Below are 20672 nucleotides of genomic sequence, written 5' to 3' on the forward strand. Positions count from 1 at the left end.
GCCGCTCACGCGCCCAGCGTCCGGGCCAGCGCCGCCCGCTGCAGCGGCAGCACCTCGGCGTGCAGGTCACGGCCCCTGGAGGTCAGGGAGACCCACACGCCGCGCCGGTCCTCCACACACACGGAACGCGTCACCAGACCGTCCTTCTCCAGCCGGGCGATCAGCCGCGACAGCGCGCTCTGGCTCAGATGGACCCGCCCGACCAGATTCTGCACCCGGCACTGCTCGCCCTCCTCGGGCGCGGCGGTCACGAGCATGTCCAGGACCTCGAAATCGGAGGCGCCGAGGCCGTGCGGATGCAGCGCGCGGTCGATCTCGCACATCGTGCGCGCGTGCGCCGACAGGATGTCCCGCCACCGTTCCTCGAGCCCCGCACCAGCCGTTTTCGCTGCCATAACCGAACGGTACACCGGTCCGAGGTTCAATGACTGTGCATGGAGCGGCCGCTTTACGGCGCCCTCTGCGGCGGGGTTCCGGGACCGGGCTCACGTCGACTCCCGCTTCACCAACTCCGTCGGAAGGATCACCGCCGCCGGATCCTCGCCGCCGATCTGCGCGAGCAGCACCCGCACCATCTCGGCGCTGATGCGGTCATAGGGCTGCCGAATGGTCGTGAGCTGGGGGCGGGCGGCGAGCGCGGCGGACGAGTCGTCGAAGCCGCCGACCGCGACGTCCTGCGGCACCCGCCGCCCCGCCCGCTGCAGCGCCGCCAGAACCCCCTGGGCCATCAAGTCCGAGGCGACGAACACCGCGTCCACGTCCGGGGCCTGTGCCAGCAGCCGCTCGGCCCCCGCCTCGCCACTGGACCGGCTGTAGTCGCCCGAGACGATGAGCCGCTCGTCGAACTCCATGCCCGTGTCCGCGAGCACCTCCTTGTAGCCGGCGAGGCGCTCCACACCGCCCGGCGTGTCCAGCGGACCGGTCACCATGCCCACCCGCTGCCGCCCGAGCGACAGCAGATGACGCACCATGTCGCGTGCACCGTCACGGTCGTCGGCGGCCACGTAGCTCACCTTGGAGGCCAGCCCGATCGGCTTCCCGCACGCCACGAGCGGCACCCCGGCCCCACGCAGCTGCTCGGCGACGGGATCCCCGGAGTGGCTGGAGACCAGCAGCACCCCGTCGACATGCCCGGCGGTGATGTACCGCGTGATGCGCCGCCGTTCGTCCTCGGTGCCGGCCAGCATCAGCAGCAGCGGGATGTCGTGCGCGGCGAGCGCCTGGGTGCAGCCGCGCAGGAGGACGTTGAAGTTGGGGTCCTCGAAGAACCGCTCCTGCGGCTCCGTGAGCAGGAAGCCGATCGAGTCGGACCGCCCGGTGATCAGGGAGCGGGCATGCCGGTTGACGACGTACCCCGTCCTGCGGATGGCCGCGTTGACCGCCTCCTGGGCGGCCGGGCTGACGTAGTGGCCGCCGTTGAGGACCCTCGAGACGGTGCCGCGCGACACCCCCGCCTCGCGCGCCACGTCGTGGATCGTGGGCGGCCTGCGCCTGCCTCCCGCAGCGTTCATGGTCATGACTTTACGGCTCCGGACAGCAGATCCAGACTCCAGAAGCGCTGGATGACCAGGAAGAGGGCGACCAGCGGGAACACCGCGAGGAACGCGCCCGTGATCACCAGCGTGTACAGGGCCGGCGAGTTGGCGCCCTGCTCCAGCAACGTGAACAGACCGAGCGTGATCGGGAACTTCTCGTCGTCGCTGAGCATGATGTAAGGCAGCAGGAAGTTGTTCCAGATCGCCACGAACTGGAACAGGAACACCGTCACCATGCCGGGGACCATCATCGGCAGCGCGATCCGCGTGAAGATCCGCCACTCGCTCGCCCCGTCCATCCGCCCGGCCTCGACCACGTCGGCGGGCACAGCGGCGGCGGCGTAGATCCGCGCGAGGTAGACGCCGTAAGGGAAGAGGATCTGCGGCAGCAGTACGGACAGGTAGGAGTCGGTGAGCTCGACCTTGGCCAGCAGCAGGTACTGGGGGACGGCCAGGATCACCGGTGGCATCAGCACGCCCGCGAGCAGCACGTTGAAGATCGTCTCGCGGCCCCGGAAGCGGTAGGTCGCCAGGGCGTAGCCGCTGATCGCGGACACGCAGGTCGACAGCAGGGCACCCAGCCCGGCGTACAGGGCGGAGTTGCCCATCCACGCCCAGTACACGCCGTCGCGGTAGGCGCTCAGGTCCCGGACGTTGTCGGCGAATCCCGAACCCGGCAGGAACGTGAACGTGGAGAACAGCTCACGTCCGGACTTGGTGGCCGCGATGATCACCCAGGCCACCGGCAGCAGGCAGTAGACCGCACCCAGGAGCAGGGTGACCGTCGGGATCAGGGCGATCCGGCGGCGCAGCGGCGGGCGGCCCCGGTCGGTGCCGGACGTGCTGCCCGCCACCGGCTCGGCCTTCGGGACGGCAAGGGAACTCATCGAGCTGCCTCCTGCTTCTGACGACGGTTCGCGGCTCGCAGGAAGCCGAAGGACAGCAGGAGCGTGGCGAAGGCGATGATCACGGCCTGCGCCGCGGCTCCGTAGATGTCACCCTCGCCGAACGCGTCCCGGTACACCTTCATCAGCGGACTCCACGTCGTGGACACGGAGTTGGTGAGCGGCTTGAGGGTGGTCGGCTCGTTGAACATCTGGAGCGTGGCGATGATCGAGAAGAAGAAGGTCAGCACCAGCGAGGGCGCCACCATCGGGATCTTGATCCGCAGTGCGATCTGCGTCGGCGTGGCACCGTCCAGCTTCGCCGCCTCGTAGACCTCCGCCGGGATCGCCTGGAGCGAGGTGTAGATGACGATCATGTTGAATCCGGTGCCGCCCCAGACCGCGATGTTGGAGAGAGCGAGATACAGCGGCCCGCCGTCCAGCAGATCCGGCTGGGGCATGCCCAGCTTGTCGAGCACGAAGTAGAAGGGGCTGACGTCCGGCAGGTACAGGAAGCCCCACAGCAGCGCCGCCACCACCCCGGGGATGGCGTACGGCAGGAAGATCGCGAGCCGGGTGAACGGCGCGAGGCGCACCTTCTCGGAGTCGAGCATCAGCGCGAACAGCAGGGCGAGGCCGAGCATGACGGGTACGACGATGCAGCCGTAGCCCAGTACGCGCAGGGCCCCGTGCATCAGCTCGCTGTCGGTGAGGGCGTCGGTGTAGTTCTCCAGACCGGCCCAGACCTCCTTGCGGGCGCCGGACCCCAAGCCGAGGCCGGAGACCTTCACCTTGCGGAAGCTGAGCCACACCGCGTAGCCGATGGGCAGTGCGAAGAACAGCGCGAACAGGATCGTCGCGGGGAGGAGGAAGGCGTACGGGGCGCTCTTGGCCCCGTACGACTGCCGGTGTGCCGTGCTTTTCACGGAGCGACCTCGAAGCCCTGCTTCTTCATGTCGGCGACGGTGTCGTCCTGCATCTTCTTCAGGGCGGTGTCGAAGCCGGACTTGCTCTTGGCGGCGGCGCCGAAGGCGTCCTTGAAGGTGGTGTAGGCGACGTTCACGTTCGGGCCCCAGGCGGACGGCGCCGTGGTCTCCGCGATGTCGGCGGCCTTGGTGTAGAAGTCGGCCTGGTTCGAGAAGTAGGCTGGCGGCTTGAGGAAGGCGCCGCTGGTCTGGGCGTTCGTGGCGGCCGGGTAGATGCCGCTCTCCTTCGCCAGTGCGTTGAGGGCCTCGCTGTCGGTGTTCAGCCAGGCGGCGAACTTCGCGGCGGCCCCCTGGTGCTTGGAGTCCGTGGTGACGGCGGTGGAGGAACCGCCCCAGCTGCCGGTGCGGGTCTCGCTCGAGGACCACTGGGGGAGCGGGGCCATGGCCCACTTGCCCTTGGTGTCGGGAGCGGCGGTGGTGAGCGTGCCCGGCGCCCACACGGCGCTGACCCAGGCGATCTGCTTGCCGGTGTTGAGCGCCTTGTTCCAGGCCGGCGTGTACATCGGCTGGTTGTCGACGGCGCCCTCCTCGACCAGGCCGCCCCAGAACTTCGCGACCTTCTGCGTCGCCGCGTCGTCGATGGAGACCTTCCACTGGTCGCCCGAGGTCGTCCACCACTTGGCGCCCGCCTGCTGTGCGAGGCCCGCGAAGAGGCCGGAGTCGTTGGCGGAGAAGGTGGTCAGGTCCTTGTCGGGAGCCGCCTTCTTGAGCCTGCGGGCGGTCTCGGCGAACTCGTCCCAGGTCGTCGGCACCGTCAGGCCGTACTCCTTGAACAGGTCCTCGCGGTAGTAGAACATCATCGGCCCGATGTCCTGCGGGACCGCGTAGACGGCGTCCGTGCCCAGCGTCGTCTGCTGCCAGACGCCGTCGGCGAAACTGCCCTTCGCGTCGTCCACGTTCTTCGATATGTCCGCCAGCGCGTCATTGCTGACCAGGGTCGGCAGCGCCTGGTACTCCGCCTGCACCAGGTCGGGCGCCTTGCCCGCCTTGTGCGCGGTGAGGATCTTGGTGACCAGCGTGTCGCCGGACGCCTGCTTCTTCACCGTGACGGTGATCCGGTCCTTCTTGCCCGGACCCTTGTTCCACAGGTCCACGACCTTGTCCATGCCGGGCGTCCAGGTCCAGTACGTCAGCGAGGCCGGACCCGACTCGGTCCCGCTGTCCGCGTCTTCCGTGCCGCAGGCGGCGAGTGTGGTGGCGCCGAGCGCGACGGCGACGGCGGTTCTCACGAGGCGGCGGCGCTTCGTGTACGGCATGGATCTCTCCCCTGACCTGGGGTCCTCGCCTGCTGCGAAGACCTGCCATGCTTCTGTGAGCGTTCACAGTAGAGAAACATCCCGGACACTTGTCAATGGTTGTTGCTGTGCGGTTATGTTGGGCTCCGCACTGCGCCGCTGTGTGTGCACGTTCCCATTTGATCGACCGACCGGGAGACCATCCATGCCGGAGACCACCCCCAGGGGCCTCACCAGGCTCGCCTTCGGCGGGGACTACAACCCCGAGCAGTGGCCGGAGAGCGTCTGGCAGGAGGACGTCCGGCTGATGCGGGAGGCCGGCGTCACGATGGTGAGCGTCGGGATCTTCTCCTGGGCGCTGCTGGAGCCGTCGCCCGGCGTCTACGACTTCGGCTGGCTCGACCGCGTGCTCGACCTGCTGCACGAGAACGGCATCCGCGTCGACCTCGGTACGCCCACCGTCTGCCCGCCGGTCTGGTTCTACCGCGCCCACCCCGAGGCCCTGCCCGTGACGCCGGAGGGCGTACGCCACGAGTTCGGCTCCCGCGCCGCGATCTGCCACAGCAACGCCGACTACCGCTCCGCCGCCGCGGCCATCACCACCCAGCTCGCCGAGCACTACGGCGACCACCCGGCCCTGGCGATGTGGCACGTGCACAACGAGTACGGCGTCCCCGTCTCCGCCTGCTACTGCGACGCGTGCGCCGCGCACTTCCGCCGCTGGCTCGCGACGACGTACGGCACGGTCGACGCCGTCAACGAGGCCTGGGGCACGGCCTTCTGGGGCCAGCGCTACGCGGACTTCGGGCAGATCAACCCGCCCCGGCTCACCCCGACGTCCGTCAACCCCGGCCAGGCGCTGGACTACAAGCGGTTCGCCGACGCCACCATGCGCGAGAACTTCGTGACGGAGCGGGACATCCTGCACCGCCTCTCACCGGGCGTCCCGGTCACCACCAACTTCATGACGGCCCTGAGCCAGTGCGACTCCGTCGACTACTGGGCCTGGGGCCGCGAAGTCGACATCGTCACCAACGACCACTACCTGATCACCGACGGCCGCCGCACCCACGTCAACCTCGCGATGGCCGCCGACCTCACCCGCTCCGTCGCGGGCGGTGCCCCCTGGCTGCTCCTGGAGCACTCCACCTCGGGCGTCAACTGGCAGCCCCGCAACCCCGCCAAGGCCCCGGGCCAGCTGGCCCGCAACTCCCTCGCCCATGTGGCGCGCGGCTCCGACGGCGCCATGTTCTTCCAGTGGCGCCAGTCCCGGCGCGGCGCCGAGAAGTTCCACTCGGCGATGCTCCCGCACGGCGGCACCGACACCCGCGTCTGGCGCGAGGTCACCGATCTCGGCGCGGCCGTCGAGACGTTGAGCGAGATCCGCGGCACCCGCACCGAGGCCGACGTGGCCGTGCTGTGGGACTGGCACTCCTGGTGGGCGCAGAACCTCGACTGGCGCCCCAGCGAGGACCACGACGCCCGCGAACGCGCCGACGCCTTCTACGAGGTCCTCTACGACCGCCACCTCACCGTCGACTTCGCCCACCCGGAAGCCGACTTGTCGAGGTATCCCCTTGTCGTCGTACCGGCCCTGTACCTGATGACGGAGACGGCCGGGAACAACCTCAAGGCCTACGTCGAGAACGGCGGAACACTGGTCGTCTCGTACTTCTCCGGCATCGTCGACGAGCACGACGCCGTCCACGAGGGCGCCTACCCCGGCCCGCTCCGGGACGTCCTCGGCGTCACGGTCGAGGAGTTCTCACCGCTGCTGCCCGGTGAACGGGTCCGCGTCACCGGCACCGACGGCTCCGAACCGGTCGCCGATGTATGGACCGAGTTCGTGGTGCCGCGCGGCGCCGAGACCGTCTGGACGTACGCCGACGGCCTCACCGCGGACCGCCCGGCCGTCACGCGGCACCGCCTCGGCGAGGGCACCGCCTGGTACGTCTCCACCCGGCTCGACACCGACGGCCTCGACGCGCTGCTCGGCCGGGCGATCGAGGACGCCCGCCTCGCCCCGCGCGCCGACCTGCCCCGGGACGTCGAAGTGGTGCGCCGCTCCGGCGACTCGGGCACCTATCTGTTCGCCTTCAACCACACCGGCTCGGACACCAAGGTGCCGCTGGAGACCCCCGGCACCGAGCTGCTGACCGGCGAACCCGCGGCCGGCCGCCTCGCGGTCCCGGCCGGCGCCGTCCGGGTCGTCCGGCTCGACGGCTGAACCGACTCCCTCCGCCCGCGCGAGCCCACGAGCCGCGGGCGGAGGGGCCCCTCACCGGCCCCCCCGGTGAGGAGCACCCCCATCCCCGACGTCGAAGGGACGACGGACGACGATGTTCCATCCCAGACGCACGCTCAGAGCCCTGCTGCCGCTCGCCGCAGGGCTCGCATTCACCGCCCTGCCCGCCCAGACCGCCCAGGCCGCGAGCACCCTCACCAACGGAGGCTTCGAGACCGACGGTTCGGGCGCGGCCACGCCGAGCGGCTGGTCCGAGTACGGCGACACCGGCGCCTCGTTCGTCGAGGCCGGCGGCCACGGCGGGAGCCACCGGCTGAGCCACTGGGCCTCCACTGCCTACAAGGCGGAGACCTACCAGTACCTGTCAGGACTCACCAACGGCAGCTACAAGCTCACCGCCTGGGTGCGCTCCGGCGGCGGGCAGAAGTCCGCGTACCTGGCGCTGAAGAACTGCGGCGGCGCCGAGCAGCGCACCGATCTGCCGGTCTCGGCCAGTGGGTGGATCCGGATCGTCGTGCCGGTCAATGTGACCGGCAACCAATGCACCATCAGCATCAACAGTGACGCGAACGCGGGCAACTGGATCAATGTTGACGACCTGACCTTCACGTCGGGCACATCCGGTACGTCGATCAAGGGCGCCGACATCTCCTCCCTGGCCAAGAGCGAGGCCAAGGGCGGTGTCTACCGCACCAGCTCCGGAACGGCCGGCGACGCCCTGGCCGTCCTCAAGTCGTCCGGCATGAACTACGCGCGCCTCAAGGTGTGGGTGAACCCGGCCGACGGCTACAACAACAAGGCACGCGTCCTGGCCATGGCCAAGCGGGTCAAGGCGCAGGGCATGAAGCTGCTGGTCGACTTCCACTACTCGGACTTCTGGGCCGACCCGGGCCGTCAGGACAAGCCCGCAGCCTGGGCCGGACACTCGTACGGTCAACTCAGGACGGACGTGTACAACCACACGTACGACGTGTTGAACGCCTTGAAGGCGCAGGGCACCACCGCCGACATGGTCCAGGTGGGCAATGAGATCAACGGCGGCATGCTGTGGAACGAGGGATCCACGTCCAACTGGACGCAACTGGCCGGTCTGCTCAACTCCGGCTACGACGCCGTCAAGGCGGTCAACTCGTCCACCACCGTCGCCCTGCACCTCGCCGAGGGCGGTGACCTGGCCGGCACCCGCTGGTGGTTCGACAGCGCGCGGTCCAACGGTGTGAAGTTCGACGCGATCGGCCTGTCGTACTACGGCTACTGGCACGGCACGCTGGCCGACTTCCAGACCACCCTCGACGACGCGGCCACCCGCTACGGCAAGCCGGTGTATGTCGCCGAGACCGCCTACCCGTTCCGCCTGGACAGCGAGGACGCGCACGAGAACATCATCGACCTCACCGGCGAGCTGGTCCCCGGCTATCCGGCGAGCGTGGCCGGCCAGACCCGGTGGATGAACGACGTGGCGAGCATCGTGGAGGCCGTCCCGAACGGCCGGGGCCTCGGCATCTTCTACTGGGAGGCCACCTGGACCGCGGTGGGCGGCAACGGCTGGGACCCGACCGACGCGTCCTCCGGCAACGGCTGGGAGAACCAGGCGCTGTTCGGCTACGACGACCGGGCGCTCTCGTCGATGTCCTGGTTCCGCCACCGCTGACCTCACCGGGCGGAACGAGGCCCCGCCTTGAACTTCGCCAGGGCGTATGGCAGTTCGGTATCGGTCAACGGTGCCGACTGCCGGACGCGGCGGCTTGGGCTGCGAGACAGTGGGAAGAACGCGGTAAGAGAGCGAGAGCCGCGAGGCAGGGGCACGACATGCTGAGGACTCCCACGGACGAGACGCGGTTGCGCATCCTGGCCTGGCTGAAGGAACCCGGCCCCGCCGAGGGCGGGGTCACCGCGGACGCCGTCGCCGAGAGGTTCTCGCTGGCCCGCCCGGTCGCCGTCACCCACCTCCGGCTGCTCGAAGCCACCGGCATGCTGCGCACCAGCCGGTCCGCGGGCCGCGTGCGATACCACCGCGACGAGATGCGGATCGCCGAGGTCGCCCGCATGTTTGAAAAGGGCTGGTAGGCGACTCGGTACCGCGGTATCTCCTCCTGAGGATGAAGGGCATGCGCACCATGGACCGTCCCCCGGCACTCGTCCCACGCCACTACATCGCCATGGGCCACGGCCCCGAGGACGTGGTCGCCGATCCGCGCGGCCGTGTGCTGACCGGCGTCGCGGACGGGCGCATCCTGCGTCTCGACGGCCTGGCGGACCCGGTCACGGCCCGTACCGAGGTGATCGCCGAGACCGGTGGCAGGCCGCTGGGGCTCGAACTCCTCCCGGACGGCGACCTGCTGGTGTGCGACGCCGAACGCGGACTGCTGCGCGTCGACACCGGCGACGGCACGGTCCGCATCCTCGCCGACTCGGTCGCGGGGGAGCCGCTGCGGTTCTGCAGCAACGTCGTGTCCCTCTCCGACGGCACCGTCTACTTCACCGTCTCCAGCCGCCGTCACCCCCTGGAGCACTGGATCGGCGACATCGTCGAGCACATCGGAACGGGACGGCTGCTGCGCCTTGCTCCCGGCGACGACACCCCCGAGGTGGTGCTGGACGGGCTGCAGTTCGCCAACGGCCTCGCCGTAGGCGCCGACGAGTCCTTCCTCGTCGTCGCCGAGACCGGCGCCTGCCGGCTCGTCCGCCACTGGCTCACCGGGCCTCAGGCCGGACGCAGCGAGCCCTTCGCAGAGAACCTCCCGGGCATGCCCGACAACCTCTGGCGCGGCGCCCCGGACGGGCCGGTCTGGGTCGCGCTGGCCGGACCCCGCGTTGCGCCCCTCGATCTGCTCCACCGCGGCACGCCCTCGGTGCGCCGCGCCGCCGCCCGCGTGGCCGTACGCGCCCCGTTCCGCCCCACCGGCACGATCGCCGTAATGGCCTTCGACGACCAGGGCCGTGTCGTCCACCACCTCGCCCGCCGCCGCTCCGGCTACCGCATGGTCACCAGCGTGTGCGAAGCGGCCGGGCACCTGGTGCTGGGCAGCCTCTGGGAGCCCGGCGTGGCCGTCTGCGAGCCGCCCGCGCCGAAGTGACCCGAGCCACCCGCCCGGACCTCACACCGGCACACCGCACGGGGTTAACCTGAACCCGGCCGCGACACCGCTCGCGGCGCGGCGGTGGGGCCCGCCGTACCCGAACCGCGGCGAGGACGCCGCCAACGGTCCCTACTTGCGACGGCACGCGCCCGTACGATCCCGGGCCCCGGCGAGTAGGAGACGGACCCCTGTGACAGCCCCCGAGAGCCTCCGCGTTCAGACATCCGCTCCACCTCCGCCGCCCTGGCGGGCCCAGACGCTCGTCGTCACCGTGGTGGCGCTAGGCGGGGGAGCGGGGGCGGCCGCCCGGTACGCGGCCTCCCTGTGGTGGCCCTCCGCCGCGGGCGGCTTCCCCTGGACGACCCTCTGGGTCAACGTCGCCGGCTGTGCCGTGATCGGTGTGTTCATGGTGGTCATCACCGAGATCCGGGCCGTCCACCCCCTCGTCCGGCCCTTCTTCGGCACCGGCGTCCTCGGCGGCTTCACCACCTTCTCGACGTACGCGGTCGACATCCGGAAGCTGCTCGAGACCGGCCACGTCGGCACCGGCCTGGCCTATCTCGCGGCGACCCCGCTCACGGCCCTCGCGGCGGTGTGGCTCGGGGCCCTGTCGACCCGCCGGCTCCTGGGCACGACGGACACGAAGGGTAAGGAGTCGTTGTGAACTGGCTGCTGGTCATCGGCGGCGCGATCGTCGGCGCCCCGCTCCGTTACCTCACCGACCGGGCGGTCCAGGCCCGGCACGACTCGGTCTTTCCCTGGGGCACCTTCACGGTGAACGTCACCGGCTGCCTGGTCCTCGGCCTGCTCACCGGTGCCGCCTCGCACCTCCAGCTGCTGCTCGGCACCGGTCTGTGCGGGGCCCTGACGACGTACTCGACGTTCTCCTACGAGACGCTGCGGCTGGCGGAGACGGGGGCCCGCCTGCACGCCGCCGTCAATGTGGCGGCGAGTGTGGTGGCCGGTCTCGGGGCGGCATGCGCGGGGGCCGCACTCGCGCGTATGTGAACCGCGCGCAGACGGGCCGCGTGGCTGAGATCCGTTCTCGCCCGCGTGTAGTAAGACGGTCCTCTCCGCTCCCGCCTCCCCCCGAGCAGAACTGGATCCCATGAGCGTCATCAGCGTCGGTCAGGCCGTCGTCCTCGGAGCCGTCGAGGGGGTGACCGAGTTCCTGCCCGTCTCCTCCACCGGCCATTTGAAGATCGTCGAGGGGCTCATGGGCATCCCCGTGGACGACCATGCCGTGGTCGGGTTCTCGGCCGTCATCCAGGTCGGCGCGATCGCCGCGGTACTCGTGTACTTCTTCAAGGACATCGTGCGGATCGTCTCCGCCTGGTGGCGGGGTCTGTTCGACCGTGAGGAGCGGTACCACCACGACTACAAGTTCGCCTGGTGGGTCATCTGCGCCACGATCCCGATCGTCGCCGTCGGACTCGCCGCCAAGCCGCTCATCCAGGGCCCGCTCGCCTCGCTGTGGGTGGTGGCCGGCTCGCTGATCGCCGGCAGTGGGGTGATGTGGGCCGCGGACCAGATGGGCCGGCACAAGCGCGGCGAGGACGACACCTCCTTCAAGGACGCCATGCTCGTCGGCAGCTCCCAGATCCTCGCGCTGCTCTTCCCCGGCTTCTCCCGCTCCGGCGCCACCATGTCCACCGCGCTGATGCTGGACCTGGACCGCGTCGCGGCCACCCGGCTCTCCTTCTTCCTGGGCATCCCCGCCCTGACCGGCGCCGGCATCTACGAGCTCAAGGACGCCCTCGGCACCGGCGTGGGCGCCGCTCCGCTCGCGGTCGGCACGATCGTGTCCTTCATCGTCGCCTACGCCTCCATCGCCTGGCTGCTGAAGTTTGTCGCCAAGCACTCCTTCAACGCGTTCGTGATCTACCGGATCATCGTGGGAGTGCTGCTGTTCGGCCTGCTCGGAGCGGGTGTGATCAGCAGCTGAGCGCTCCGCCGGTAGGCGCCGTCGTTCGTCTGCGGCGCCTTCGTGGCTCGTCGCGCCGTTCCCCGCGCCCCTTGACAGCACCCGCCGTCGCCCGGAGTATCTCTCCCGTGAACCTGTCAGACAGCCGGACAGCCGGACAGCCTGTGCGTCGGGTCAGTGCCATGGAAGCGGTGCTGGCGCACCTGCGCGATGCCATCGAGCGAGGCGAGTACGCCATCGGCGACAAGCTCCCCTCCGAGGCGGAGCTGTGCCGCACCCTGGAGGTCTCCCGGCCCGTGCTGCGCGAGGCGCTGCGAGCGCTGCAGACCATGGGCCTGACCGTGTCCCGGACCGGCAAGGGCACCTTCGTCGTCGCCAGCACCGTCGAGGACCCCACCTTCGGCGACTACGCGGCGAGCGACCTGCTGGAGGTGCGCCGCCACGTAGAGATCCCGGTCGCGGGATACGCGGCCCGGCGCCGTACCCCGGAGAACCTCGACCACCTGGCCCACATCCTGGACCGGATGGAAAGGGAGACGGACACCACCGCGTGGGTCGCCATGGACACGCTGTTCCATCTCGCCGTGGCCGAGGCCGCCCAGAACCCGGTCTTCCGCCGGGTCATCGAGGAGATCCGGGACGCGCTGGCCCGCCAGTCCGCCTTCCTCAACGAGCTGGGCGGCCGCCGCGAGCAGTCCAACCGCGAGCACCGCGCCATCGTCGAGGCGCTGATCGACGGTTCCGAGAACGACGCGGTGGAGGCCATGGCCCACCACCTCGACCGCGTCGAGACGACCCTCACCGACATCGTGCGTTCCCCCCGCACGGACACCCCCACGGAAGGCGGCACCGAGGCGTGAGTGAGCAGTCCCTGCACGAAGGAGTGCAGAAACGTTCCGTCCATGTCGATGCCGGAGACGCCGGCTACAGCAAGTCCCTGAAGTCCCGGCACGTCAACATGATCGCCATCGGCGGTGCCATCGGCACCGGCCTCTTCCTCGGTGCCGGCGGCCGCCTCGTCGACGCCGGCCCGTCCCTCTTCATCGCCTACGCGGTCTGCGGCCTCTTCGCCTTCCTCGTCGTACGCGCCCTCGGCGAACTCGTGCTGTACCGGCCCTCCTCCGGTGCCTTCGTGTCGTACGCCCGAGAGTTCATGGGGGAGAAGGGCGCCTACACCGCGGGCTGGATGTACTTCCTGAACTGGGCGACCACCGGCATCGCCGACATCACCGCCGTCGCCACCTACACCCACTACTGGGGCATGTTCTCCGACATCCCGCAGTGGGTGATCGCGCTCATCGCGCTGGCCGTGGTGCTCACCGTGAACCTGATATCGGTGAAGATCTTCGGCGAGCTGGAGTTCTGGTTCGCGATCATCAAGGTCGGCGCGCTCGTCCTCTTCATGTGCATCGGCATCTTCCTGCTGGTCACCCAGCACCCCGTCGACGGCCACAGCCCCGGCCCGTCCCTCATCAGCGACAGCGGTGGCCTCTTCCCGAACGGCCTGCTGCCCATGCTGCTGATCATCCAGGGCGTCGTCTTCGCCTACGCCTCCGTCGAGCTGGTCGGCGTCGCCGCCGGTGAGACCGAGAACCCCGAGAAGATCATGCCCAAGGCGATCAACTCGATCATGTGGCGCGTCGGCCTGTTCTACGTCGGCTCGGTCGTCCTGCTGTCGATGCTGCTGCCGTGGAACAAGTACACCGCCGGCGAGAGCCCCTTCGTGACCGTGCTGGGCAACATCGGCATCCCGGCCGCCGGCGACGTGATGAACCTAGTCGTCCTCACCGCCGCGATGTCCTCCCTCAACTCCGGCCTCTACTCCACCGGCCGCATCCTGCGCTCCATGGCCATGGCCGGATCCGCGCCCAGGTTCACCTCCGTGATGAGCCGCAGCCAGGTCCCCTACGGCGGCATCCTGCTCACCAGCGGCGTCTGCGTCCTGGGCGTCGGCCTCAACTTCGTGGTGCCCGCCGAGGCGTTCGAGATCGTGCTGAACTTCGCCGCGATCGGCATCCTCGCCACCTGGGGCCTGATCATGATCTGTCACCTCCTCTTCTGGCAGAAGACCCAGAAGGGCGAGCTGACCCGCCCGGGCTACCGGCTCCCGGGCTCCCCCTGGACCGAGATCGTGACGCTGGCGTTCCTCGCCTCCGTCCTGGTCCTCATGTACGCCGACGGCGGCGCGGGACGCACCACCGTGCTGTGCCTGCCGCTGATCGTCGGGGCACTGGTCGTCGGATGGTTCGGCATCCGCGGCCGTGTCGCACGCAAGTCCACCACCGGAACCGACGCGTGACCGACGCGCCGCTCCCCGAGAAGCAGGCAGTGATGTACAGCAGTTCCCCTGCGGACGCACCCCTTGTCCGTGAACCCGTCCACGCCCCCGTCGCCCACCTCATCCGCGGTGGCATCGTCGAAGGCATCCACTACGGCTCCGTCGTCGTCCTCGGCGCCGACGGAGAGGTACAGCTCCAGCTCGGCGACATCGAGGCCGCCTTCTACCCGCGCTCCGCGCTCAAGCCCCTACAGGCCGTGGCCATGGCGCGAGCCGGGCTCCCGCTCGACGGCGAACTGCTGTCGCTGACCGCGGCCAGCCACTCCGGCGAGGAACGCCACCTCGCCGGCTCCCGGCGCATCCTCGAACTCGCCGGGCTCACCGAGGGCCAGTTGCGCAACGTCCCTGACCTGCCGTACGACCCGGTAGTGCGGGACGCCTGGGTGCGCGAGGGCCGAATGCCCTCACGGCTCGCCCAGAACTGCTCCGGCAAGCACGCGGCCATGCTCTACACCTGCATGCTCAACGGCTGGTCCCTGGAGGACTACCTCGACCCGGGCCACCCGCTCCAGCAGGCCATCGCCGAGATCGTCGAGGACCTCACCGGGCAGCGGATCGCCCGGGTGACCGTCGACGGCTGCGGCGCGCCCCTGTTCTCCATCTCCCTGCACGGCCTCGCCCGCGCCACCGCCCGCGTCATCACCGCGGCACCGGGCACGCCCGAGGCCCGGGTGGCCGACGCGATGCGCGAGCACGCCGAGATGGCCTCCGGCTCCGGCCGGGACGTCGCCGCGCTGATGCGGGCCGTGCCCGGGCTGCTCTCCAAGGACGGCTTCGAAGGGGTGCAGGTCGCCGCGCTGGCGGACGGGCGGGCCGTGGCAGTCAAGATCGCCGACGGTGCGAATCGGGCTCGTGTCCCGGTCACCGCCGCCGCGTTGGCCCGGGCCGGCGTCGACCCGGAGCTGCTCACCGAGTTCGCGGGTGAGCCGCTGCTCGGCGGTGGCGAACCGGTGGGCTGTGTGCGGCCGGTGCGTGCACTGGATCCGGTTCCGTCCACGGCGTGCGTGTAACCGCGCCGAACCGATGGGGGACTGCGGGTGGTAGCCGGTCCGCGGGCTGTTCGTGGTTGATCGCGCAGTTCCCCGAGCGCCCCTAGGGGCGCTCACCCACCCCTTACCTCAGAAAGAACTCTCATGACCGCCGCCACCCGCTCCGAACACGATCTGCTCGGCGACCGTGACGTGCCCGCCGACGCCTACTGGGGTGTCCACACCCTGCGTGCCACCGAGAACTTCCCCATCACGGGCACGCCCATCTCCGCCTACCCGCATCTGATCGACGCCCTCGCCGCCGTCAAGGAGGCCGCCGCCCTCGCCAACGAGGAACTCGGTCTGCTGGACCCGAGGAAGGCCGCCGCCATCGTCGCCGCCTGCCGTGAGATCCGCGACGGCAAGCTGCACGACCAGTTCGTGGTCGACGTCGTCCAGGGCGGCGCCGGCACGTCCACCAACATGAACGCCAACGAGGTCGTGGCCAACCGGGCGCTGGAACTCCTGGGCCACGCCAAGGGCGAGTACCGGTACCTGCACCCGAACGAGGACGTCAACCTCGGCCAGTCCACCAACGACGTCTACCCGACCGCAGTCAAGATCGCCACGGTCTTCGCGGTGCGCGGGTTGCTCGACGCGATGTCCGTGCTCCAGGACACGTTCGCCCTCAAGGCCGTCGAGTTCCGCGACGTGCTCAAGATGGGCCGTACACAGTTGCAGGACGCGGTCCCGATGACGCTCGGGCAGGAGTTCTCCGCATACGCGGTCATGATTGACGAGGACCGGTCCCGTCTTGCCGAGGCCGTCGAGCTGATCCATGAGATCAACCTCGGCGCCACGGCGATCGGCACCGGCCTCAACGCCCCAGCCGGATACGCCGAGTCGGCCCGCCGCCATCTCGCGACCCTCACCGGCCTGCCCCTGGTGACCGCGGCCAACCTCGTCGAGGCGACCCAGGACTGCGGCGCCTTCGTCCAGATGTCGGGCGTGCTCAAGCGCATCGCGGTCAAGCTCTCCAAGAGCTGCAACGACCTGCGGCTGCTGTCCTCCGGTCCGCGCGCCGGCCTGAACGAGATCAACCTGCCGCCGGTTCAGGCCGGTTCGTCCATCATGCCCGGCAAGGTCAACCCGGTGATCCCCGAGGTCGTCAATCAGGTCGCCTTCGAGGTGATCGGCAACGACGTCACCATCACCATGGCCGCCGAAGCCGGACAGCTCCAGCTCAACGCCTTCGAGCCGATCATCCTGCACTCCCTGTCGGAGTCCATCACCCATCTGCGCGCGGCCTGCCTCACGCTCGCCGAGCGCTGCGTGGCCGGCATCACCGCCAACACCGAGGCGCTGCGCGCCACCGTGGAGAACTCCATCGGCCTGGTCACCGCCCTCAACCCGCACATCGGCTACACGGCGGCCACCGACATCGCCAAGGAGGCTCTCGCCTCCGGCCGGGGCGTGGCCGAACTCGTCCTGGAGAAGGGTCTGCTGCCCGCTGAGACACTCGCCGGCCTGCTGCGCCCGGAGGTCCTGGCGGGCAGCGGCCCGGCCCAGGCCTGACCCGTGCGAGCGCACCGGGACCGGCGCGGAGGGACAATGGTGATCATGACATCGCCGACGACCTTCCAGCCGGTCCTGGAGCGCATCGCCGAGGAGATCGAGCGGACCCCGGGCCGCGGCCGGCCCGCCGACTACATCCCGGCGCTCGCCGCCCGCGACCCGCGCCGGTTCGGCATGGCCGTCGCCGAACCCGACGGCAGTGTGTACGGCGTGGGTGACTGGCGGGAGCCGTTCTCCGCGCAGTCCCTCACCAAGGTCTTCACCCTCGCCCTGGATCTGGCCCGCGAGGGTGACGCCCTGTGGGAGCACGTGGGCCGCGAGCCCTCCGGCAACCCCTTCAACTCCCTCGTCCAGCTGGAGTACGAGAACGGCATCCCGCGCAACCCCTTCATCAACGCGGGCGCCCTCGTCGTCACCGACCGGCTGCACACCCGTACCGGCGACGCCTCGGGCGAACTGCTTGCGTTCCTGCGGGCGGAGAGCGGCAACCCCGGCCTGGCCTTCGACGAGGAGGTCGCCGCCTCCGAGACGGCGCACGGCGACCGAAACGCAGCCCTCGGCCACTTCATGGCCGCCTACGGCAACATCGACAACCCCGTGCCGGTCCTGCTCGACGAGTACTTCCGGCAGTGCTCGATCACCGCGTCCTGCGCCGACCTCGCCCTGGCCACGACTTTCCTGGCCCGCCACGGTGTCCGCGCCGACGGAACCCGACTGCTCACCCGCAGCCAGGCCAAGCAGATCAACGCGATCATGCTGACCTGCGGCACGTACGACGCGGCGGGCGACTTCGCCTACCGTGTCGGGCTGCCCGGCAAGAGCGGCGTGGGCGGCGGCATCATCGCCGTCGTCCCGGGCCGCTGCACGCTGTGCGTGTGGAGCCCGGGTCTGGACGAACGGGGCAATTCGGTGGCGGGTGTGGCGGCCCTCGACCGATTCACGACGCTGACGGGCCTTTCGGTGTTCTGAAGGCGGCTGTCGCATGTTTCCCTTCAAGCGAGCGGTGCCCTGCACGCCGAGCCCACCGGCCGGCACCTGATCACCGGCCGGTCACGCCGCCGCTTCCTCCTGGAACAGACCGCGTCAACTTCCGGCCACCCGACGTCGACACCCTGACTGAGTGTTGGCCATGGCTTTCCCCGTCGATCTCCGCCGCTGCCAGATACTCGGTCTGGCCGGTACCGCCTTCCTCGCGGCGGGCGGTGAGACGGCCGGCGCCCTGCCCGTACGGGAGCTCCTCCACCCTGCCTCCGCCGGCGCGGCCCTCGGTCTGGTCGGTGTCTACTTCGGCGTCGTCCTGCTGATCGCGGCCTGGGCGCTGCTGGGCCGGCTGGTGCGCGGGCCGCGGCCGCCCACTCCCCGTGCCCTGCTGCTCGTCCTCGCCGTCTGGGCGGCACCGCTGCTGCTCGCCCCGCCACTGTTCAGCCGGGACGTCTACAGCTACCTCGCCCAGGGGGCGATGGTGGACGCGCACATGGACGTCTACGCGCACGGGCCGTCCCGGCTCGGCGGCCCGCTCGCCGACGAGGTCGCCCCGCTCTGGCGGCACACCGGAGCCCCGTACGGCCCGGTGTTCCTCGCCGTCGCGGCGGCCCTGTCCGGGCTGACCCGGGGGGAACTGCCCGCCGGGCTGTTCGGGATGCGCCTCGTCGCGCTCGCCGGGGTGGCCCTGATGGCGGCCGCACTGCCCCGGCTCGCCCGCCACAGCGGCGCCGACCCGTCCGCCGCGCTGTGGCTGGGCGCCCTCAACCCGCTCGTCCTGCTGCATCTGGTCGCGGGCGCCCACAACGACGCCGTCATGCTCGGTCTGCTCGGCGTCGGCCTGGTGGCGGCGCTCGGCCGGTGGCCGATCCTCGGCGCCGTCCTCGTCACGCTCGCCGCCCTGGTCAAGGCCCCCGCCGTCCTCGGACTCGCCGCCGTCGTCGTCCTCCAGGTCCGCGCCGGCCGCGGTCCGGCCAAAGCGCTCCTGACCACCATCGTCGCCGCCGCGGGGACGACCGTCGCCGCCACGGCCGTGGCCGGCACCGGATACGGCTGGATAGGCGCCCTGAACACCCCCGTCTCACCCCAGAACTGGGCCCTGACCACCCTGCTCGGCCGAGCCACCGGGGCCCTGCTGGAACACCTGGGCAGCGATCTCGCGCCCCTGGCGATCCCCGCCTGGCACGCGCTCGGCATCGCGGCGGCCGTGGTCGCGATCGTGCTGATCTGGCTCCGGCTGCGCCCACGACCGGTCTACGCGCTCGGCCTGAGCCTCGCGGCGGTGGCCGCCCTCGGCCCGGCGATCCGCCCCTGGTACGCCCTGTGGGGTTTGTTCCTCATCGCCGCCGCCACACCCAGCACCTCCGTACGCCACCGCATGGCGGCCGTGACCGGGGTGCTCGCGCTCTGTGTCCTGCCCAGCGGCGGCGCGGCGGACACGGGGCAACTCGTCCTCGCCGTCTCCGGCGGCGCACTCGCGGTGGTGGTGCTGTGGCAGGCCCGCCAGGCCGAACTCGCCCCGGCGCTGGGACGCGCGGCATGATCCCGGCCCTGCCGCGCACCGACCGCGGACGGCTGCTGCTCCTGCTCGCCCTCGCCACGGTGGTGACCGTCTTCACCGCCACCGTGCCCCTGCTGCGCGACTGGTTCGACCTGCGCGTCTACTACGGCAGCATCGACACCTGGGTCCATCACGGCGGCCGGATCTACGACTACCGGGTGCCCGGCACGACGTACGGCTTCACCTACCCGCCCTTCGCCGCGGTCGCCATGCTGCCGATGGCCCTGCTGGACCTGCGCACCGCGATCGCCGCCGCGCTGCTGCTCAACCTGGTGGCCCTGGCCGTGATCCTGCGCCTGCTCACCGGCCGCGGATGGCGGCGCCACGGCTGGTACGGCTGGGCCCTGATCGCCTGCCTGCTCGTACTGTTCGAACCGCTGCGTGACACCTTCAGCTTCGGTCAGGTCAACCTGCTGCTGCTGGCTCTCGTGCTCACCGACGCGGCGCTGCTCGCCACCGGACGCGGACGCCTGGCGGGCATCGGCATCGGGCTCGCCGCCGCGATCAAGCTCACGCCGGCGCTGTTCATCGGACTGCTGCTGGTGGCCCGGCGGTGGCGCGCGGCGGCTCTCGCCACGGCCGTCGCCCTGGGGGCCACGGCCCTCGCGGCCTGGGTCGACGTGGACGCCTCGCGCTTCTACTGGACCGACGCGCTGTGGGACACCAGCCGCGTCGGGCGCCTCGGCTACGTCTCGAACCAGTCGGTGCAGGGCATTCTGGCCCGGCTGGGGGAACCGGACCGGGCGGTGTGGGCGGTGGCGGTGCTGCTGATCCTCGGCGTGTGGGCGCTGCGGGTGCGGCGGGCGGTCGCCGCGGAGGACTGGACGGCCGCGTTCGCCCTGACCGGCCTCGCCGCCTGTCTCGTCAGCCCGATCACCTGGGTGCACCATCTGGTGTGGCTGCTGCCGTCCTTCGCCGTGCTGGTCCGTACGGGGCACCCGCGGATCGCGGGCGCCCTGTACGCGGTGCTGTGCACCAGCGTGGTGTGGCTGTGGTTCGACGACGCGTCCGGCGTCGACGGGTTCCTGGGCAGCAACACCTACGCCTGGATCACCCTGGGCCTGCTGCTGTGGCTGCCGGTCGGTCAACTCCCTTCCGACCGGCGGACCGGGAGTCGCAGCACCAGCACCACGACCGCCGCGCCCAGCCCGACGGCACCCACGATCAGGCCCGCCTCGGTCCAGGCGGAGGCGGGTTCTTCCGGCACGGCCGCGGCGGCGGCCGCGGGCAGTGTCGTCGCTCCCGGCCGCGCGGAGGCCCGCTGCGAGGTCTCGAGCGAGCCCACCGGTTCGACCCTCGCGGCTGACCGGAACCCCCAGTCGAGCAGCGAGCGTGCCTCCTCGTAGACGGCGGCCCCGCC

The 20672-nt window shown here is 70.6% G+C and carries 19 protein-coding genes; 14 read left to right on the forward strand and 5 right to left on the reverse strand.

Annotated elements, in window-relative coordinates; all coding sequences use genetic code 11:
- Positions 1–5: 5 nt before the first annotated feature.
- The 5 genes from ACFT32_RS11855 to ACFT32_RS11875 form a co-directional block, all read right to left on the reverse strand.
- A complete protein-coding gene (locus ACFT32_RS11855) occupies positions 6–395 on the reverse strand; it encodes a MarR family winged helix-turn-helix transcriptional regulator (RefSeq protein WP_382488282.1) in 390 nt (129 codons plus the stop codon).
- Positions 396–485: 90 nt separating this feature from the next.
- Positions 486–1517, reverse strand: a complete 1032-nt coding sequence (locus ACFT32_RS11860) for a LacI family DNA-binding transcriptional regulator (protein ID WP_382488283.1) — start codon at positions 1515–1517, stop codon at positions 486–488.
- On the reverse strand, positions 1514–2422 hold the full coding sequence (locus ACFT32_RS11865) for a carbohydrate ABC transporter permease (RefSeq protein ID WP_382488284.1): 909 nt from the start codon (positions 2420–2422) through the stop codon (positions 1514–1516). Before ACFT32_RS11865 ends, ACFT32_RS11860 begins: the two co-directional genes overlap by 4 nt.
- The gene (locus tag ACFT32_RS11870; protein WP_382488285.1) at positions 2419–3345 is read right to left on the reverse strand and encodes a carbohydrate ABC transporter permease; all 927 of its coding nucleotides are present in this window, start codon (positions 3343–3345) and stop codon (positions 2419–2421) included. The genes ACFT32_RS11865 and ACFT32_RS11870 overlap by 4 nt, the downstream gene beginning before the upstream one ends.
- Positions 3342–4661: an ABC transporter substrate-binding protein gene (locus ACFT32_RS11875; protein WP_382488286.1), complete on the reverse strand. Its 1320-nt coding sequence runs from the start codon at positions 4659–4661 to the stop codon at positions 3342–3344. Before ACFT32_RS11875 ends, ACFT32_RS11870 begins: the two co-directional genes overlap by 4 nt.
- Before the next feature lie 184 nt (positions 4662–4845).
- On the opposite strand from ACFT32_RS11875, the gene ACFT32_RS11880 reads away from it, so the two are divergent.
- The 14 genes from ACFT32_RS11880 (at position 4846) to ACFT32_RS11945 (ending at position 20658) form a co-directional block, all read left to right on the forward strand.
- The gene (locus tag ACFT32_RS11880; protein WP_382488287.1) at positions 4846–6867 is read left to right on the forward strand and encodes a beta-galactosidase; all 2022 of its coding nucleotides are present in this window, start codon (positions 4846–4848) and stop codon (positions 6865–6867) included.
- A 112-nt stretch (positions 6868–6979) separates the two neighbouring features.
- A complete protein-coding gene (locus ACFT32_RS11885; RefSeq protein ID WP_382488288.1) occupies positions 6980–8536 on the forward strand; it encodes an arabinogalactan endo-beta-1,4-galactanase in 1557 nt (518 codons plus the stop codon).
- Between the two features lie 158 nt (positions 8537–8694).
- Positions 8695–8952 (forward strand): ArsR/SmtB family transcription factor, encoded by a 258-nt coding sequence (locus tag ACFT32_RS11890; protein WP_382488289.1) that lies wholly within the window; start codon positions 8695–8697, stop codon positions 8950–8952.
- A gap of 50 nt (positions 8953–9002) precedes the next feature.
- On the forward strand, positions 9003–9962 hold the full coding sequence (locus ACFT32_RS11895; protein ID WP_382488874.1) for an SMP-30/gluconolactonase/LRE family protein: 960 nt from the start codon (positions 9003–9005) through the stop codon (positions 9960–9962).
- Positions 9963–10155: 193 nt separating this feature from the next.
- A complete protein-coding gene (gene crcB, locus ACFT32_RS11900) occupies positions 10156–10629 on the forward strand; it encodes a fluoride efflux transporter CrcB (protein WP_382488290.1) in 474 nt (157 codons plus the stop codon).
- Positions 10626–10973 (forward strand): fluoride efflux transporter CrcB, encoded by a 348-nt coding sequence (gene crcB / locus ACFT32_RS11905; protein WP_382488291.1) that lies wholly within the window; start codon positions 10626–10628, stop codon positions 10971–10973. The genes crcB (ACFT32_RS11900) and crcB (ACFT32_RS11905) overlap by 4 nt, the downstream gene beginning before the upstream one ends.
- A 100-nt stretch (positions 10974–11073) precedes the next feature.
- The gene (locus ACFT32_RS11910; RefSeq protein WP_382488292.1) at positions 11074–11910 is read left to right on the forward strand and encodes an undecaprenyl-diphosphate phosphatase; all 837 of its coding nucleotides are present in this window, start codon (positions 11074–11076) and stop codon (positions 11908–11910) included.
- 161 nt (positions 11911–12071) lie between these two features.
- Positions 12072–12749, forward strand: a complete 678-nt coding sequence (locus tag ACFT32_RS11915; RefSeq protein ID WP_382488293.1) for a FadR/GntR family transcriptional regulator — start codon at positions 12072–12074, stop codon at positions 12747–12749.
- Positions 12746–14188 (forward strand): amino acid permease, encoded by a 1443-nt coding sequence (locus ACFT32_RS11920; protein ID WP_382488294.1) that lies wholly within the window; start codon positions 12746–12748, stop codon positions 14186–14188. Before ACFT32_RS11915 ends, ACFT32_RS11920 begins: the two co-directional genes overlap by 4 nt.
- A gap of 32 nt (positions 14189–14220) precedes the next feature.
- Positions 14221–15237, forward strand: coding sequence for an asparaginase (locus tag ACFT32_RS11925; RefSeq protein WP_382488875.1), 1017 nt, complete (start codon positions 14221–14223; stop codon positions 15235–15237).
- A 123-nt stretch (positions 15238–15360) separates the two neighbouring features.
- Positions 15361–16770, forward strand: coding sequence for an aspartate ammonia-lyase (gene aspA / locus ACFT32_RS11930; RefSeq protein ID WP_382488295.1), 1410 nt, complete (start codon positions 15361–15363; stop codon positions 16768–16770).
- A 36-nt stretch (positions 16771–16806) separates the two neighbouring features.
- Positions 16807–17739 (forward strand): glutaminase, encoded by a 933-nt coding sequence (locus tag ACFT32_RS11935; protein WP_382488296.1) that lies wholly within the window; start codon positions 16807–16809, stop codon positions 17737–17739.
- Positions 17740–17899: 160 nt separating this feature from the next.
- Entirely contained in the window at positions 17900–19294 is a 1395-nt protein-coding gene (gene mptB / locus ACFT32_RS11940; RefSeq protein WP_382488297.1) for a polyprenol phosphomannose-dependent alpha 1,6 mannosyltransferase MptB, read from the forward strand.
- Entirely contained in the window at positions 19291–20658 is a 1368-nt protein-coding gene (locus ACFT32_RS11945; protein WP_382488298.1) for a glycosyltransferase 87 family protein, read from the forward strand. The genes mptB and ACFT32_RS11945 overlap by 4 nt, the downstream gene beginning before the upstream one ends.
- The last annotated feature ends 14 nt before the right edge of the window (positions 20659–20672 follow it).

The organism is Streptomyces sp. NPDC057002 (assembly GCF_042673825.1).
In the GTDB taxonomy this organism is placed as follows: domain Bacteria; phylum Actinomycetota; class Actinomycetes; order Streptomycetales; family Streptomycetaceae; genus Streptomyces.

Bases quoted from the DNA above. Each gene is read 5' to 3' on its own strand.
- ACFT32_RS11910 (WP_382488292.1), top strand. From the start codon at position 11,074: ATGAGCGTCATCAGCGTCGGTCAGGCCGTCGTCCTCGGAGCCGTCGAG.
- mptB (WP_382488297.1), top strand. From the start codon at position 17,900: ATGGCTTTCCCCGTCGATCTCCGCCGCTGCCAGATACTCGGTCTGGCC.
- ACFT32_RS11890 (WP_382488289.1), top strand. From the start codon at position 8,695: ATGCTGAGGACTCCCACGGACGAGACGCGGTTGCGCATCCTGGCCTGG.
- ACFT32_RS11865 (WP_382488284.1), bottom strand. From the start codon at position 2,422: ATGAGTTCCCTTGCCGTCCCGAAGGCCGAGCCGGTGGCGGGCAGCACG.
- aspA (WP_382488295.1), top strand. From the start codon at position 15,361: ATGACCGCCGCCACCCGCTCCGAACACGATCTGCTCGGCGACCGTGAC.
- ACFT32_RS11880 (WP_382488287.1), top strand. From the start codon at position 4,846: ATGCCGGAGACCACCCCCAGGGGCCTCACCAGGCTCGCCTTCGGCGGG.
- ACFT32_RS11860 (WP_382488283.1), bottom strand. From the start codon at position 1,517: ATGACCATGAACGCTGCGGGAGGCAGGCGCAGGCCGCCCACGATCCAC.
- ACFT32_RS11885 (WP_382488288.1), top strand. From the start codon at position 6,980: ATGTTCCATCCCAGACGCACGCTCAGAGCCCTGCTGCCGCTCGCCGCA.
- ACFT32_RS11895 (WP_382488874.1), top strand. From the start codon at position 9,003: ATGGACCGTCCCCCGGCACTCGTCCCACGCCACTACATCGCCATGGGC.
- ACFT32_RS11925 (WP_382488875.1), top strand. From the start codon at position 14,221: ATGTACAGCAGTTCCCCTGCGGACGCACCCCTTGTCCGTGAACCCGTC.
- ACFT32_RS11855 (WP_382488282.1), bottom strand. From the start codon at position 395: ATGGCAGCGAAAACGGCTGGTGCGGGGCTCGAGGAACGGTGGCGGGAC.
- ACFT32_RS11915 (WP_382488293.1), top strand. From the start codon at position 12,072: ATGGAAGCGGTGCTGGCGCACCTGCGCGATGCCATCGAGCGAGGCGAG.
- ACFT32_RS11875 (WP_382488286.1), bottom strand. From the start codon at position 4,661: ATGCCGTACACGAAGCGCCGCCGCCTCGTGAGAACCGCCGTCGCCGTC.
- ACFT32_RS11935 (WP_382488296.1), top strand. From the start codon at position 16,807: ATGGTGATCATGACATCGCCGACGACCTTCCAGCCGGTCCTGGAGCGC.
- ACFT32_RS11945 (WP_382488298.1), top strand. From the start codon at position 19,291: ATGATCCCGGCCCTGCCGCGCACCGACCGCGGACGGCTGCTGCTCCTG.